The organism is Nonomuraea sp. NPDC049714, from assembly GCF_044465295.1.
Classification (GTDB): domain Bacteria; phylum Actinomycetota; class Actinomycetes; order Streptosporangiales; family Streptosporangiaceae; genus Nonomuraea.
The window spans coordinates 95012-109446 of record NZ_JBITLM010000019.1 but is presented as its reverse complement, the minus strand read 5'-3'; the positions used below and the strand labels follow the sequence as shown (position 1 = coordinate 109446).

At 71.7% G+C, this 14435-nt stretch carries 13 protein-coding genes; 8 read left to right on the top strand and 5 right to left on the bottom strand.

Annotated features, from left to right (window positions below):
* Positions 1 to 68 precede the first annotated feature (68 nt).
* The 3 genes from pepN (at position 69) to ACIBQX_RS46675 (ending at position 5075) form a co-directional block, all read left to right on the top strand.
* On the top strand, positions 69 to 2627 hold the full coding sequence (gene pepN / locus ACIBQX_RS46685; protein ID WP_397016543.1) for an aminopeptidase N: 2559 nt from the start codon (positions 69 to 71) through the stop codon (positions 2625 to 2627).
* Between the two features lie 114 nt (positions 2628 to 2741).
* The gene (locus ACIBQX_RS46680; protein WP_397016541.1) at positions 2742 to 4139 is read left to right on the top strand and encodes a serine/threonine-protein kinase; all 1398 of its coding nucleotides are present in this window, start codon (positions 2742 to 2744) and stop codon (positions 4137 to 4139) included.
* A 72-nt stretch (positions 4140 to 4211) separates the two neighbouring features.
* Positions 4212 to 5075: a hypothetical protein gene (locus ACIBQX_RS46675; RefSeq protein ID WP_397016539.1), complete on the top strand. Its 864-nt coding sequence runs from the start codon at positions 4212 to 4214 to the stop codon at positions 5073 to 5075.
* On the opposite strand, the gene rarD is transcribed toward ACIBQX_RS46675, so the two are convergent.
* Positions 4969 to 5931, bottom strand: coding sequence for an EamA family transporter RarD (rarD, locus tag ACIBQX_RS46670; protein ID WP_397016537.1), 963 nt, complete (start codon positions 5929 to 5931; stop codon positions 4969 to 4971). The two genes, ACIBQX_RS46675 and rarD, sit on opposite strands and share 107 nt — an antisense overlap.
* Positions 5932 to 5966: 35 nt before the next feature.
* Between rarD and ACIBQX_RS46665 the strand changes: the two genes are divergently transcribed.
* Positions 5967 to 6914, top strand: coding sequence for a hypothetical protein (locus tag ACIBQX_RS46665; RefSeq protein WP_397016535.1), 948 nt, complete (start codon positions 5967 to 5969; stop codon positions 6912 to 6914).
* A 4-nt stretch (positions 6915 to 6918) separates the two neighbouring features.
* Here the strand turns inward: ACIBQX_RS46665 and ACIBQX_RS46660 are convergent, their stop codons facing one another.
* The 3 genes from ACIBQX_RS46660 to ACIBQX_RS46650 all read right to left on the bottom strand — a co-directional run bounded on the left by ACIBQX_RS46660 (position 6919) and on the right by ACIBQX_RS46650 (position 9067).
* Complete coding sequence (locus ACIBQX_RS46660; RefSeq protein WP_397016533.1) at positions 6919 to 7281, bottom strand: DUF5130 family protein; 363 nt, start codon at positions 7279 to 7281, stop codon at positions 6919 to 6921.
* Between the two features lie 5 nt (positions 7282 to 7286).
* A complete protein-coding gene (locus tag ACIBQX_RS46655) occupies positions 7287 to 7577 on the bottom strand; it encodes a hypothetical protein (RefSeq protein WP_397016531.1) in 291 nt (96 codons plus the stop codon).
* A gap of 83 nt (positions 7578 to 7660) precedes the next feature.
* Entirely contained in the window at positions 7661 to 9067 is a 1407-nt protein-coding gene (locus tag ACIBQX_RS46650; protein WP_397016529.1) for an amidase, read from the bottom strand.
* A 140-nt stretch (positions 9068 to 9207) separates the two neighbouring features.
* On the opposite strand from ACIBQX_RS46650, the gene ACIBQX_RS46645 reads away from it, so the two are divergent.
* The 4 genes from ACIBQX_RS46645 to ACIBQX_RS46630 all read left to right on the top strand — a co-directional run bounded on the left by ACIBQX_RS46645 (position 9208) and on the right by ACIBQX_RS46630 (position 14108).
* Positions 9208 to 10047 (top strand): nuclease-related domain-containing protein, encoded by an 840-nt coding sequence (locus tag ACIBQX_RS46645; RefSeq protein ID WP_397016527.1) that lies wholly within the window; start codon positions 9208 to 9210, stop codon positions 10045 to 10047.
* 143 nt (positions 10048 to 10190) lie between these two features.
* Positions 10191 to 12029: a dihydroxy-acid dehydratase gene (ilvD, locus tag ACIBQX_RS46640; RefSeq protein ID WP_397016525.1), complete on the top strand. Its 1839-nt coding sequence runs from the start codon at positions 10191 to 10193 to the stop codon at positions 12027 to 12029.
* Positions 12030 to 12121: 92 nt separating this feature from the next.
* Positions 12122 to 12619: a helix-turn-helix transcriptional regulator gene (locus ACIBQX_RS46635; protein WP_397016523.1), complete on the top strand. Its 498-nt coding sequence runs from the start codon at positions 12122 to 12124 to the stop codon at positions 12617 to 12619.
* 406 nt (positions 12620 to 13025) lie between these two features.
* A complete protein-coding gene (locus ACIBQX_RS46630) occupies positions 13026 to 14108 on the top strand; it encodes a serine hydrolase (RefSeq protein ID WP_397016521.1) in 1083 nt (360 codons plus the stop codon).
* Positions 14109 to 14215: 107 nt separating this feature from the next.
* Here ACIBQX_RS46630 and ACIBQX_RS46625 read toward each other — a convergent pair whose 3' ends face one another.
* Positions 14216 to 14425 (bottom strand): zinc ribbon domain-containing protein, encoded by a 210-nt coding sequence (locus ACIBQX_RS46625; RefSeq protein ID WP_397016519.1) that lies wholly within the window; start codon positions 14423 to 14425, stop codon positions 14216 to 14218.
* Positions 14426 to 14435 lie beyond the last annotated feature (10 nt).

Sequence of the window (14435 nt, the reverse complement as noted above, 5' to 3'; positions counted from 1 at the left end):
TCCGTCGCCTATTCCTGGCATGGCAGGATACGGACAATCTTCAGCGAAGTGGTGAAAAGGAGCGCAACTTGGCAGGCAACCTGACCCGGGACGAAGCTCGTGAGCGTGCCCGGCTGTTGAAGGTCGAGTCGTACGAGGTGGCACTCGACCTCACGGAGGGCGAGGAGCGCTTCGAGAGCGTGACCACCGTCCGCTTCTCCAGCGCCCAGCCCGGCGCCGCCACCTTCATCGACCTGCACGGCGCCCGTGTGCGCAAGGTCGTGCTCAACGGCCAGGAGCTCGACCCGGCCAGCTACGACGAGGACAAGGGGCGTTTCCCGCTCCCCTCGCTCGCCGGCTCCAACGAGCTGCTCGTCGACGCCGACTGCGCCTACATGCGCTCCGGCGAGGGCCTGCACCGCTTCGTCGACCCGGTGGACCAGAAGGTCTACCTGCACAGCCAGTTCGAGACGGCCGACGCGCACCGCATGTACGCCTGCTTCGACCAGCCCGACCTCAAGGCCACCTTCCAGCTCACCGCGCTCGCGCCGGAGGACTGGGAGGTCATCTCCAACGCCACGGCCGACTCCGTGGTGGAGCTGCCCGAGCAGCCGGGCAAGCACGGCACCGTGCCCGCCGCCAAGCGCTGGACCTTCGCCACCACCCCGATCATGTCCACCTACATCACCGCGCTCGTGGCCGGGCCGTACCACAAGGTGACCGCCGAGCACGACGGCATCCCGCTGGGCATCTACTGCCGCGACTCGCTCGCCGAGCACCTCGACGCCGACAACATCCTCGAGGTCACCCGGCAGGGCTTCGACTTCTTCCACAAGGTCTTCGGCGTCCGCTACCCCTTCGGCAAGTACGACCAGCTCTTCGTGCCGGAGTTCAACGCCGGCGCGATGGAGAACGCGGGCTGCGTGACCTTCCTGGAGGACTACGTCTTCCGCTCCCGCGTCACCGACGCCGTGGTCGAGCGGCGCGCGGAGACGATCCTGCACGAGATGGCGCACATGTGGTTCGGCGACCTCGTCACCATGCGCTGGTGGGACGACCTGTGGCTGAACGAGTCGTTCGCCACCTACATGTCGGTGCTCGCCCAGGCCGAGGCCACCCGCTGGGGCGGGGGCGCCTGGACGACCTTCGCCAACGTGGAGAAGGCCTGGGCCTACCGGCAGGACCAGCTGCCCTCCACCCACCCGATCGCCGCCGACATCCCGGACATGCAGGCGGTCGAGGTCAACTTCGACGGCATCACCTACGCCAAGGGCGCCTCGGTGCTCAAGCAGCTCGTCGCCTACGTCGGGCTGGACAACTTCCTGGCCGGCGTGCGCGACTACTTCAACGAGCACGCGTGGGGCAACACCGAGCTGAAGGACCTGCTGGGCGCGCTGGAGCGCACCTCCGGCCGCGACCTGTCGTCGTGGTCGAAGGAATGGCTGGAGACCTCCTGGGTCAACACGCTGCGCCCGTCGTTCGAGGTGAGCGACGGCAGGTTCACCTCGTTCGAGGTGCTGCAGGAGGCTCCCGCCGACTACCCGACGCTGCGCTCGCACCGCGTCGCGATCGGCCTGTACTCCCTCGCCGACGGCGCGCTGACCAGCACCAGGCGGGTCGAGCTCGACGTGGTGGGCGCCCGCACGGCCGTCGCCGAGCTGATCGGCGAAGAGCAGCCCGACCTGGTGCTGGTCAACGACGACGACCTGACCTACGCCAAGATCCGGCTGGACGAGCGGTCGCTGCGCACGCTGGTCGAGGGCGGCATCGCCGCCTTCACCGAGTCGCTGCCCCGCGCGCTGTGCTGGTCCGCCGCCTGGGACATGACCCGTGACGGCGAGATGTCCACCCGCGACTACATCAAGCTGGTCGTCTCGGGCATCGCCACGGTCAAGGACCTCACCGTCCTGCAGACGGTGCTGCGGCAGGCGCGGCAGGCCGTACAGCAGTACGCCGACCCGGCGTGGCGGGCCGAGGGCATGGCGCTGCTGGGCGGCGAGCTGCGCTCGCTGCTCGCCGCCGCCTCGCCCGGCTCGGACCACCAGCTCGCCTACCTTCAGGCGTTCGCGCCGGTGGCCACCTCCGACGACGACCTGGCGCTGCTGGCGGCGATCCTGGACGGCCGCGAGGTCCCCGCGGGGCTGTCGGTGGACACCGACCTGCGCTGGACGCTGGTGCACGCGCTGGTCGTCGGCGGCAGGCTGGGCCCGGCCGACATCGAGGCCGAGCTGGAGCGCGACCGTACGGCCACCGGCGAGAGGTCCGCGGCGCTGTGCCGGGCCGCGGTCCCGACGGCCGAGGCCAAGGTCGCGGCATGGGAGCGGATCGTGGGCGGCGAGCTCGCCAACCACATCGCCCGCACCACGATCAACGGCTTCCAGGACCCGCACCACCCCGAGCTGCTGGAGCCGTACCGCGCGAAGTACTTCGAGCAGGTGGGGCGGATCTACCAGGAGTGGACGTTCGACCAGGCCTCGACGTTCGCGGTCGGGTGCTTCCCCTCGCTGCTCATCGAGGAGGAGACCGTGCGGGCGGCGCAGGACTACCTGGCGGCCGAGGACCGGCCCCAGGCGCTGCGCCGGCTGATCCTGGAGGGCGCCGACGGCGTCAGCCGGGCCCTGCGCAACCGCGCCAAGGACGCTTCCTGAGCGGGCGGGGCGAGGATCACGGCGATCCTCGCCCCGCCTCCTCCGGAGCCGCCTGGATCACCAGCGGCACGTTCTGACCCCGCCCACACCTGCCACGGTGTTAGCCTCGATGACGTGCTCGAATCCGGGATCACGCTCAACGGCCGCTACCTTCTGACCCGCCGGGTCGGCGGCGGCGGCATGGGCGAGGTCTGGCGGGCCGACGACACCGTCCTCGGCCGCACCGTGGCCGTCAAGGTGCTCCAGCCGGCGCTGTCGGAGGACCCCACCTTCCTGCGGCGCTTCCAGAACGAGGCCAGGGCCATGGCCACGCTCCGCCACCCCGGCGTGGTCGACGTCTACGACTACGGCACCAGCGAGGTCGCCGAGCGCCAGGTGAGCTTCCTGGTGATGGAGTTCGTCGAGGGCGAGTCGCTCGACCGCGTGCTGCGCCGCGGCGCGCTCGGCCCGGCCGACACCATGCGACTGGTCGTCGAGGTGGCCGGCGCGCTCGCCGCCGCCCACGAGCAGGGCATCGTGCACCGCGACGTCAAGCCGGCCAACCTCATGGTGCGGCCCGGCGGCTCGGTGGTCCTCACCGACTTCGGCATCGCGCACTCCGCCTCCGCCGGCCAGCTCACCGCCACCGGGGCGATGCTCTGCTCGGCCGGCTACTGCGCGCCCGAGATGGCCACGGCCAGCGAGGTGACGCCCGCCGTCGACGTCTACGCGCTCGGCGTGGTCGCCTACGAGTGCATGACCGGCCGGCTGCCGTTCGAGGGCGACACCCCCGTCCAGATCATCTTCAAGCACCTGCACGCGCCCGTCCCCGAGCTGCCCGCCGAGGTGCCGGCGGGGCCGCGCCAGGTGGTGGCCCGCGCGATGGAGAAGGCGCCGGAGCGGCGCTGGCCGTCGGCCGCCCTGATGGCGCAGGCGGCCGGTCAGGCCCTGGACTCCCCGGACACCGCCGCCGCTCCCGTTCCGGTGGCCTCCCCGGTCCCCGCCTCCGCCACCGCCTCCGTCACTGCCGGTGCAGGCGCCCACACCGCCCACACCGCCGCCGGCACCACCGTCCCCACCACCGCCCCGCGCCGCCGCGCGCTGTCGGCGATGCTGGCCATGGCCGCCGCCGTCGCAGCCACCGCGGCGGTCGCCGGGATCATCTGGATGCGCCCGGCCGAGACCTCCGACCAGGGCACCGTCGTCCCACCGGTGACGCAGCAGGAGTCGCGCACCGCCACCAGCTCCCCCGTGACCAGCACCGGCGACAGGCCCGCCCCGCCGACGAAGACCACGCCGACCACCCGGCCGAGCACGGGCACCGGCACGCCCACGGTGCCGACGCCCAGCGTGACGGTCACCGTCACCCCGACCGTGACGCCCACCGTCACGCCCACCTCCGAGCCCACGACGGAGCCCGAGCCGGAGCCGTCGGAAGAGCCCAGCACGCCCGAGCCGCCGGAGCCGACCGTGGAGCCCACGGTCGTCGAGCCGCCCGGCGAGATCCAGTGCATTCGGGCGCCTTGTCCCTGACCGGCAGGTAACTCCGGGCAAGATCGACTATTCTTGCGTACCGTCACCCCCCGACTGCGCCTGGGAGTTCGATTGAACAGGCCCGCCAAGAAGCCTTCCATCATCGTCGATCCCGTGCTGATCGTCGGCACCGGCCTGTCGGTCCTGCTGGCAGTGATCTTCTACGTGCGCGAGGACACCGCCCAGGCTCTCGGCACCGTGGCCGGGCTCATCGGCGGCGTCATCACGCTTCAGGTCCAGACCCTGTTGAAGGAGCGCCGCAGGATCGACCACGAGACCCGGGTCGGCCAGATGGTCTCCACCATCGAGAAGATCCCGTGGCTGCCCGACCTGATGGAGCCCATGCTGCGCGCCGCCAAGCACGTGGAGCGCGAGTACGACCGGACTCCGGCCCAGGACGCCTGCCGGCGCGCCTTCGAGGAGTGCCTGCGCACCCTGGCCGATCTCGAACGCGGCCACTTCCGCTCGCCGTACGGCGACAACGAGGTGTTCCTGGGGCTGATCGAGCAGGCCCGGGAGCAGATCTGCGTCACCAGCGTGCCCACCGTCGACCTGACGTGGTGGCGTGAGCCCGTCGGCCGGCAGTACTGGCAGGCCCAGGTGGACGCGCTGGCCCGGGGTGTGGTGATCCGCCGCGTGTTCATCTACCACGAGTGGACCGACGATCTCGACGCGCTGGCCCGCGAGCAGCTGGCGGCGGGCGTACGCGTCCGCCGCGTGCAGGCCGAGCGGCTGCCCGTCGGCATGCGGGTGATCACCGGGCTGTGGGACGGCAGCTGCGGGCACGAACTCAACTACACGGCGGCGGGCGAGGCCGTGCACGACACCTTCACCGTGTCTCCTCCGGATCTCGAACGTCTGATGAGGCAGTTCGAGATGATCGAGCGGAGCGCGGTGGATCTCGACGAGCCGCGCGCCCCCGATCCCGTGCTCTGAGGCCGTCGGCCGTCAGCATCACGAGCGCCACCCACAGCAGTCCGAACGCCAGCCACCGGGTCACCGGCATGGACTCGCGGAAGACGAGCAGGCCGAGAAGGAACTGCACGATCGGCTCGATGTACTGCAGCATGCCGGTCACGCTGAGCGGGATCTTCGTCGCGGCGGCGCTGAACAGCAGCATCGGCACCATCATCACGAAGCCGGAGCCCACGCCGAGCAAGGTGTTGACCGCCGACACGTGCCCGAACGTCGCCTGGCCGCCCGCCTGCAGCACCACGGTGTAGACCAGGGCGAACGGGAACAGCACCGCCGTCTCCACCATCAGCCCCTCGACGGCCCCGACGTCCACCCGCTTCTTGATCAGCCCGTAACCGCCGAACGTGACGGCCAGGGCCAGGGCGATCCACGGCGGCCCGCCGTACGCCACCGTGAGGATGAGCACCGCGACGGAGGCCAGCCCGATCGCGGCCCACTGGGCGCCGCGCAGCCGCTCCCTGAAGATGCCGACGCCGAAGGCGATGCTGACCAGCGGCGTGATGAAGTAGCCGAGCGAGGCGTCGACCACGTGCCCGCTCATCGTCGCCCAGATGAACAGCGCCCAGTTGATCGAGGTCAGCACGCTGGCCAGGGTGAGCAGGGCCAGGTCACGCGGCCGGCGGAGGATCGCGGCCACCTGCCGCCGGCGGCCGAGCGCGAGCACCAGCAGCCCGATCGCCACCGGCGACCAGAGCACGCGCAGGGCCAGGATCTCCACCGGCCCGGTGGGCTCCACCAGCGGCCAGTAGAGGGCGGACAGGCCCCACAGCACGTAGGCCGCCACGCCGAGCAGGACACCACGGCGTGTAACGGACACCCGGCCACCCTATGCGGTCATGAGAGGCTGATCGGGTGGAAACGACCCGAGATCTGTTCGTCGCTCTGGCCCGGCGCTACGCGTTCGCCGATCTCGGTGCGCTGACCCCGAGTCCGCAGATCGCCGAGGCGTGCGAGTTCGGGCAGCGGCTGCTCTCGCTCGACGCCGAGGACTTCGCGGTGGACACCAAGGCGGTGCCCGCCGACCTGAAGCGGCAGGCGCGGGCCTGTCACATGCCGCAGACGCCGCGTGAGCAGCCGCGTGGCGCCCTTGAGTCGCTGCGCCCGGCCTACGAGCTGCTGCTGGAGGTCATCGCGATCCGCTGGCACCGCCGCGAGCTGAGCCCGATGATCGCCGCGGTGCACATCGCCGGCGAGTATCTGCCGCTGCTCGGCTTCGAGCCGCAGCTCGGCCACGCGGGCGACCCCGCGCGCTGGCCGGAGGGGCTGAACGCGCCCGAGAGCCGGTTCGGGGTGATCGGCGACCGCGAGTGCGACCACACCAAGTCGGAGCAGTCGGCGGCCAACAGGACGCTGCGGGTGGCGGGCGAGCCGCCGCAGGGCTGGCGCGCCTACTTCGACCGCCAGCACAGCCAGGTCGCGGGCGCTCTGGCGGTCTGCGTGGCCACCTGCCGCAACCCCTGCACCGCCATGGACTGGATCGAGCCGGGGCCGCGCGCCGACCTTCAGGTGCGCGCCCGCACCGCGCTGGCCTTCGCCGACACCCCGCTGGTACGACTGCGCCACGCGGCTCCTGTCGGCCACGGCTTCGGCGTGCCTTCGCCCGAGGAGGTGCTCGAAGCCTGGGAGCGCAGCAGGACGGCCCTGGACAAGAACCCGGTGGGCGCGGCCGCGACGCGGGACGACGGCTTCCCGCTGCCCGGCCTGCCGTCGCTGTTCGGGGCCGTGGCCGGCGCTCCTCTCGCCCCCTCGACGCTGCTGGAGGGCGTCAGCCGGCACGTCGTGTCGCTGATCGAGCAGTAGGCCGCTAGCGGCGGGCGGTGGCCTGCTCCGCCAGCGCGCCGATGCCGTGCACCAGCCCGCCGGCCAGGTCGCCGACGCTGAAGGAGGTGGCCATCGACATCGCCGTCAGCCCGCACGCGGCGTCAGGCAGCCTGCGCCCGGCGTTCTCGCCCGTGACGATCTCCAGGGCGTGTCCCTTGACGTCCACGAGGAGCACGACGGCGTCGGCGGCCTCGGCCCCGAGCGCGGCGTGCAGCTTCTCCGCGAAGTGCCTCCTGCCGCCGACCGGCTCGCCGAGGAAGAGGCCGAAGCGCAGTCCGCTGCGCCGCTCGGCGCTCATCAGCGCCTGCCTGACGTCGTCGGCCTGTTCGCCGGTGAGCGCGCGCATCCCGCTCACCACCGCGCCGACGCGCCGCCGACCCGCCTGCCGGGCTCGGCCGTCTCCGCGGCGGTCACCCAGTCCACCTGCGGTGAGCCGGCCCAGCGTGGCGGCGGTGCGGTCAGCACCGGGCCGGACGCGCTCGTGCCGTGTTCGCTGCCGGCGGGGCCGCCGAACCACATCGGGCCGGCCGCCGCCCTGCGCGCCGCGCCGCGGCCCGGCAGCATGACCAGCAGGGTGATCAGCACGAACAGTCCCAGCGACACCCCGACGAGAACGACCAGGATCTCCAGCGCGCTGTCCACACCTCGACCGTAATCCCGGCCGATCTGTCCAGCCAGCACCTGCCGGAGATCTTGCCCCAAGATCCCCAAAGCCGAGGTCAAGGTCACCAGACCGACGGCCTGCGCTCTCCCCAGAAACCGCCCCTGGCGGCCTCCACCTGCGCCGACAGCGAGATCAGCGTGCCCTCGCCGCCGATCCGGCCCGCGAGCATGACGCCGATCGGCTGCCCGGCGGGGCTCCAGTGCAGCGGCAGGTTGACCGCGGGCTGACCGGTCACGTTGTAGACGGCCGGAAAGGCGGCGAAGCGCTTCATCCGCTCGAACGTCTCCTCCGGATCGGGCACGTCCTCGAACCAGCCCACCGGGCGCGGCGGCTGCGTCACGGTGGGCGTGAGCACGGCGTCGTAGGCGTCGGTCACCGCCAGGGCCTGCCTGGTGGCCAGCTGGAGCTCCGCCTGGGCCTGGACGAAGTCCGGGGCGGGAGTGGCCAGGCCGCGTTCGCGCAGCCAGGCGGTGATCGGCCGCAGGAGCTCCCGCCGGTCGTCGGCGACGGGATGCACGCACGCCAGGACGTGCCACATGGTGATGAAGTGCGGCACGACATCGGGGCCGAACGGCCGCTCGATCTCGACGACCTCGTGGCCGAGCGCCTCCAGGGTGGCGGCGGCGTCGTCGTAGGCGGCCAGCACCTCGGGGTGGACCTCGGCACCCGGCACCGTGGGGTCGGCGTAACGGGCGACGCGCAGCCGTCCGGGCTCGCGGTGAGCGTGCTGGAGGAACGTGCCGTCGTGTGCCGGCGCCAGGTACAGGTCCCCCGGGCGGTTGTGCGTCATCACGTCGAGCAGCGCCGCCGCGTCCGCCACCGTCCGGGCGATGGGGCCGTTCGTGGACATGCCCATCAGGTCCGGGATGATCGGGGCGAAACTGATGCGCCCTCGGGTGGGCTTGATGCCGTACAGACCGCAGACCGAGGCGGGGATGCGGATGGAGCCCGCGCCGTCGCTGCCCTGCGCGGCGGGCGCGAGGCCGGCGGCGACCGCCGCCGCGGCGCCCCCGCTGGACCCGCCGGCGGACGTGCCGAGATCCCAGGGTGAGCGGGAGGGCGGCGACAGGATGGTCTCGGTGTAGCAGGAGAGCCCGAACTCCGGCGTAGCCGTCTTGCCGTGCATGACGGTGCCGGCCGCGCGCAGCCGCTCGACCACCGTGTCGTCCACCGGCGAGACGAAGCCGCGGTACGTCGCCGACCCGAACATGATCGGCACGTCCCTGACCAGGTTAAGATCCTTGACGGGGATCGGCACTCCGGCGAGCGGTCCGTCCGGCAGCTCGCGCTCCAGACGGCGGGCCTGCCGGAGCGCGCTCTCCGCGGTCACGGTCACGAAGGCGCCCACGTCCGGGTCGATGCGCTCGATCCGGTCGAGATAGTGCTGAGTGAGCTCGACCGGCGAGATCTCCTGGTCGCGGATGGCACGCGCTTGTTCGAGAGCCGAAAGGTCGTGAAGTTCTGGCACGCTTCCGCACCCTAGACATCTCTAGAGAAGATAGTAATAAGTACCCGGAAAACGGGCGTGGAACACAGTGAGCTGGGCCATAAAACTATGGACAAGGCAGCACTAGGAATCGATCGAACCAGCGAGCTACGGTGAGTTGCGTGGACTCCGACCCTCAGCGCGAAGACGGTCACAACACCTCTCCCATCTGGGTGAGCGACCGACCCGAAGGCGAGCAGGCCGCCGCCGCCTCCGCCTCCGCCAAACCATCGGCGCCCACCACGACGTACGCGCCGATCGAGCGCGCGTCCGTGCGTGGCCTGCTGCAACAGCCGCGCTTCCGCCGCCTGCGCAACCGGGCGCTGCTGGCGCTGGCCGTCGGCGTGGTCGTGGGCTTCCTGGTCTCCGACTGGCGTCTGGGCGTGACCGCGGCGATCGTGGCCGCGATCCTGGACACCGTCTACCGTGCCCGCTCCAGCTCCACGGTGCCCGCCTGGCGGCGTGCCTCCGTCGCCGAGCGCCGGACCGAGGCGCAGCTGCGCAGACTGGAGCGCAACGGCTACCGCACGCTGCACGCCAGGGCGATCCCCGGCAGCGAGGCCCAGATCGACCACCTCGTGGTGGGGCCGACGGGCGTCTACGCCGTCGACTCCGAGAAGTGGGACAAGCGGCTGGCGGTCCGGGTGCAGATGGGCAAGAAGCTCTTCCACGGGCCGTTCGACATGAAGCCCCGCATCACCGAGGCCAAGTGGGAGGCCTCCCAGGCCAGCGAGCTGATCACCAAGTCCTTCGGGCGTGAGATCTCGGTCGTGCCCTCGCTGGCCATCTACGGCCCGCCGGTGCCCTGGAAGATCATGACGATCCGCGGTGTGGACGTCTACGAGGGCGCCCGCGCGCGCAGGTGGATCACCAAGCGGGAGCGTGCGCTGACCGACGCCGAGATCGACCGGATCTACGAGATCGCCGCCCAGGTGCTCCCCGCCCGCTACGGCGACGGCTGAGGGACCGGCTGAGGAAGCCGGCGCTCGCGTCGGGTCCGTCCCCTGTGGACGGACCCCGGCCCCGGTGTCCGGGCTGTGGACAAGCGTCTCAGCTACCGGGCGAAGGGTCGTACCATGTGTAGACGCTAGCGATGGGAGAAATCATGCCCGCCCTCAGGTCACGTACGGTCACCCACGGCAGGAATATGGTCGGTGCCCGGGCCCTGCTCCGGGCGACCGGCGTAGCCGGCGGCGACTTCGGCAAGCCCATCATCGCGGTGGCCAACAGCTTCACCCAGTTCGTCCCGGGTCACGTGCATCTGCGCGAGGTGGGCGACGTGGTGGCGGGGGCGATCCGCGAGGCGGGGGCCATCCCCCGGGAGTTCAACACGATCGCCGTCGACGACGGCATCGCGATGGGCCACGGTGGCATGCTCTACTCCCTGCCGTCGCGCGAGCTGATCGCCGACGCGGTCGAGTACATGGTCAATGCCCACTGCGCCGACGCGATGATCTGCGTCTCCAACTGCGACAAGATCACGCCGGGCATGCTGCTGGCCGCCTTCAGGCTCAACATCCCCACGGTCTTCGTCTCCGGCGGCCCCATGGAGGCCGGCAAGACCCCGACCCGCAAGCTCGACCTGGTCGACCCGATGATCGCCGCGGCCGACGAGTCCGTGTCCGACGCCGACCTGCTGGAGATGGAGGAGAACGCCTGCCCCACCTGCGGCTCGTGCTCGGGCATGTTCACCGCCAACTCCATGAACTGCCTGGCCGAGGCCATGGGCCTGGCACTGCCGGGCAACGGCACGATCCTGGCCACGCACAAGTCGCGCAAGAAGCTCTTCGAGGACGCCGGACGTCAGCTCGTGGAGATCACCCGCCGCTATTACGAAGAGGACGACGAGTCGGTGCTGCCGCGCTCGATCGCCACCAGCGAGGCGTTCGAGAACGCCATGACGCTCGACGTGGCGATGGGCGGCTCCACCAACACGATCCTGCACATCCTGGCCGCCGCCCGCGAGGCGGAGGTCGACTTCGGGCTGAAGGAGATCAACGAGATCTCGCTGCGGGTGCCGTGCCTGTGCAAGGTGGCCCCGGCCACCAGCAAGTACCACGTCGAGGACGTCCACCGGGCCGGCGGCATCCCCGCCATCCTGGGCGAGCTCGACCGAGCCGGGCTGCTGCACAGAGACGTGCCGACCGTCAACGGCGGCAGTCTCGGTGACATGATCGCCGCCTGGGACCCGCAGTCGCCCACCGTGACGCCGGAGGCGGTCGAGCTGTGGCACGCGGCGCCGGGCAACGTCCGCACAGTCAAGCCCTACTCCCAGGACAACCGCTGGGACGACCTCGACCTCGACCGGGCCGAGGGATGCGTGCGCGACCTGAAGCACGCCTACACCGCCGACGGCGGCCTTGCCGTCCTCTACGGCAACATCGCGCGCGACGGCGCCGTGGTGAAGACCGCCGGCGTCGACGAGTCGATCTGGAAGTTCACCGGGCCCGCGGTGGTGTTCGAGTCGCAGGAGCAGGCGGTCGAGGGCATCCTCGGCGGCAAGGTCAAGGAGGGCGACGTGGTGGTCATCCGCTACGAAGGCCCCAAGGGCGGCCCAGGCATGCAGGAGATGCTCTACCCGACCTCGTTCCTCAAGGGCCGGGGTCTCGGCAAGGCGTGCGCCCTGGTCACCGACGGCCGCTTCTCGGGCGGCACGTCCGGCCTGTCGATCGGCCACGCCTCTCCCGAGGCCGCCGAGGGCGGGGCCATCGCACTGGTCGAGGACGGCGACCTCATCGAGATCGACATCCCCGGCCGCAAGCTGGAGCTGCGCGTCCCGGAGGCCGAGCTGGCCGCGCGGCGCGAGCGCCTGCTGGCCGACCTGGGCCGCTACCGGCCGCGCGACCGCGACCGGCCGGTGAGCGCCGCGCTGCAGGCCTACGCGGCCATGACGACGTCGGCCTCCACGGGCGCGTCGCGCGACCTGTCGCAGCTGTCTCACTGACCAGCTGTACGACCCTGTCCGGCAGGCGATGACCCTGTCGCCTGCCGTACAGGTATTCGAAAAATGTCGGTGGTCTTACCTATTCTTGGGGTATGGCTACAGTCGTGAAGCCCCAGACCCGCCCGCTGACGACCGCCGAGATCGCCGCCCTCGCCCTGTCCCTCGCACACCTGGGGTCGGGCCCCCAGGCCGTCACCGCAAGGCGCGGCCTGCAGCACGCCTTCGACCATCTGGACCTCGACGACGACGTCATCGCCGCCACGCTGCACACGCTCACCGAGCCGCTGCCGGTCGACGTGGCCTCCCGGGCGCGGCTCATCGCCGACGCCATCACCAGCCGCATGATGATCCGCCTCCACTACCGCGACGCCGCCGGAAACGTCAGCAGCCGCGAGGTGGAGCCGGTCACCTGCCTGGTTCACCGCGAATACTGGTACCTGGTCGGCATGTGCCGGACACGCCGCGCCATCAGGGCCTTCCGGTTCGACCGGATCCTGGCGGTCGAGCCCACCCTGACCCCGTCCCGCCCCCACCTGGCCGACCGCTTCCTGCCCTTCCAACGCCGCAAGCGCACCCGCGCCGTCGCCTGACCTCGCGGCCACCCGTACCCCCTCTTCCCTGCGCGCCACCCGTGCCCCCTCTTCCCTGGGAGGGGTCACGGGGTTCCGGGCCCGCGCGGGGCGGCCCGCGCAGGCTCGGGACAGAACCGGCGGGAGACGCGCGGTGACGTCCCGCCGAGCGGTTTGGTCTCTCGCCCGCGCAGCGATCTTCGCCGAGGCAGGCATCACGCGACGCGATCGCCGATCCACCACTCGGCGGGACACCACCGTTCGGGTTGAGTGGGTGGACTCGCGGGGGCAGGTCGACCCGGGAGTCCAGGTCGACTCGCGGGGCGGGTCGACTCGCGGGGGTGGGGTGTACCGGCGCGAGAAAGTGGCCGGTGCTTGACCATTCGTGCCCCCGGTCTTTGGGATGGGGGCTGCCAGGCTCGCGGGCATGCGTGTTCGGGGGATCTGGCTCATGGGCCTCGTGCTGGTCGCCGCGCCGGGCTGTGTGCCTGTGGCGGGGCCGCCGGACAGGCCGCCGTCCGGGCAAGACCTGGTCGCTCCGGAACTGCCCGGCCCCCGGCCGGTGGCCGCCTCAAGGCCGGAGGAGCGGGTGCCCGGATCCAGCCCCGGGAACCCCGCGTGGTGGGAGAGGCACAAGCTGCCCGGATCTTGGCCAGGCAGCGCCGCCACACGGTGGGAGGAGCAAGGGCTGCCCGGATCTTGGGCAGGGAGCGCCGCACGGTGGGGCGAGCAAGGGCTGCGCGGGCTGGGGGTTACCGCGAGGGCTGAGAGGCGGGGGCTGCCCGTTGCTCGGCGGCGGCTCGATCGGGCGTTGGAGGGCTATCTGGCCACGCGGCCGGGGCGGGTGGCGGTGGCCGTGTACGACAGGACCACCGGCACCGGGTACGCCTTCGGCGACGAGCGGAAACCGTTCATGCTGGCCAGCGTGGCGAAGGTGGACATTCTGCTGGCCCTGCTGCTCCGCACCCAGCAGGAGGGACGCCGCCTGGACCGCTACGAACGCACGCTGGCCGCACGGATGATGCGCTACAGCGACAACGACTGCGCCCACGAGCTCTACCTGACGGTCGGCGGCCGTCGCGGGCTCACCGAGCTGCTGCGGAGGCTGGGCGTGCGGCACACGTGGCCGAGGCCCGGCCTGTACTGGGGGGCGACGCGCAGCCGCCCGTCGGACCAGGTCATGGTGCTGGAGCGGCTCACCGCCCGTGACGGGCCGGTGTCGGCGGCCAACCGCCGCTACGCGCTCGGCCTGATGACCACGGTCGCCCCCTCGCAGGCGTGGGGCGTCGGCGCGGCGGGCGAGCGGGTGGCGGTGAAGAACGGCTGGCTGCCCGCCGAGGAGCACGACGGCCTGTGGACCGTCAACAGCGTGGGACGGCTCACCGCCGACGGGCACGAGCTGCTCATGGCCGTGCTGTCAGAGCGCAGCCCGACCATGAGCACCGGCGTCGCCACGGTCGAGGGCGTCGCCCGGCTGACCGTTCAGGCCTTCGCCCGGCAGGACGCATGACGACGAACGGCGCCCGGGCGGGCTTTGGGCATGCCCCTGACGCGATGGACGCCTCCGTACAGGAAGCCCATGCCGGGCAGCGCGGCCGCCCGGCCGTACGAGGACGGCTAGCCGCAGCAGCCACCGCCGCAGCAGCCGCCACCGCCGCCGGTCGCGCGGGGCGCGGCGGCGGAGCCGGTCATGGAGACGGTGGACAGGAGCTTGACGGTGTCGTCGTGGCCCTCCGGGCAGGGGGCCGGGTCGCTCGACGCCGACATGGGGCGGGACAGCTCGAACGTGGAGCCGCAGGCGCGGCAGCGGTAGTCGTAACGCGGCATACGCCAAGAG

Excerpts from the sequence above, each read along its gene's own strand:
- ACIBQX_RS46625 (WP_397016519.1), bottom strand. The coding sequence starts at position 14,425 with ATGCCGCGTTACGACTACCGCTGCCGCGCCTGCGGCTCCACGTTCGAG.
- ilvD (WP_397016525.1), top strand. The coding sequence starts at position 10,191 with ATGCCCGCCCTCAGGTCACGTACGGTCACCCACGGCAGGAATATGGTC.
- ACIBQX_RS46635 (WP_397016523.1), top strand. The coding sequence starts at position 12,122 with ATGGCTACAGTCGTGAAGCCCCAGACCCGCCCGCTGACGACCGCCGAG.
- ACIBQX_RS46630 (WP_397016521.1), top strand. The coding sequence starts at position 13,026 with ATGCGTGTTCGGGGGATCTGGCTCATGGGCCTCGTGCTGGTCGCCGCG.
- ACIBQX_RS46660 (WP_397016533.1), bottom strand. The coding sequence starts at position 7,281 with ATGCGCGCGCTCACCGGCGAACAGGCCGACGACGTCAGGCAGGCGCTG.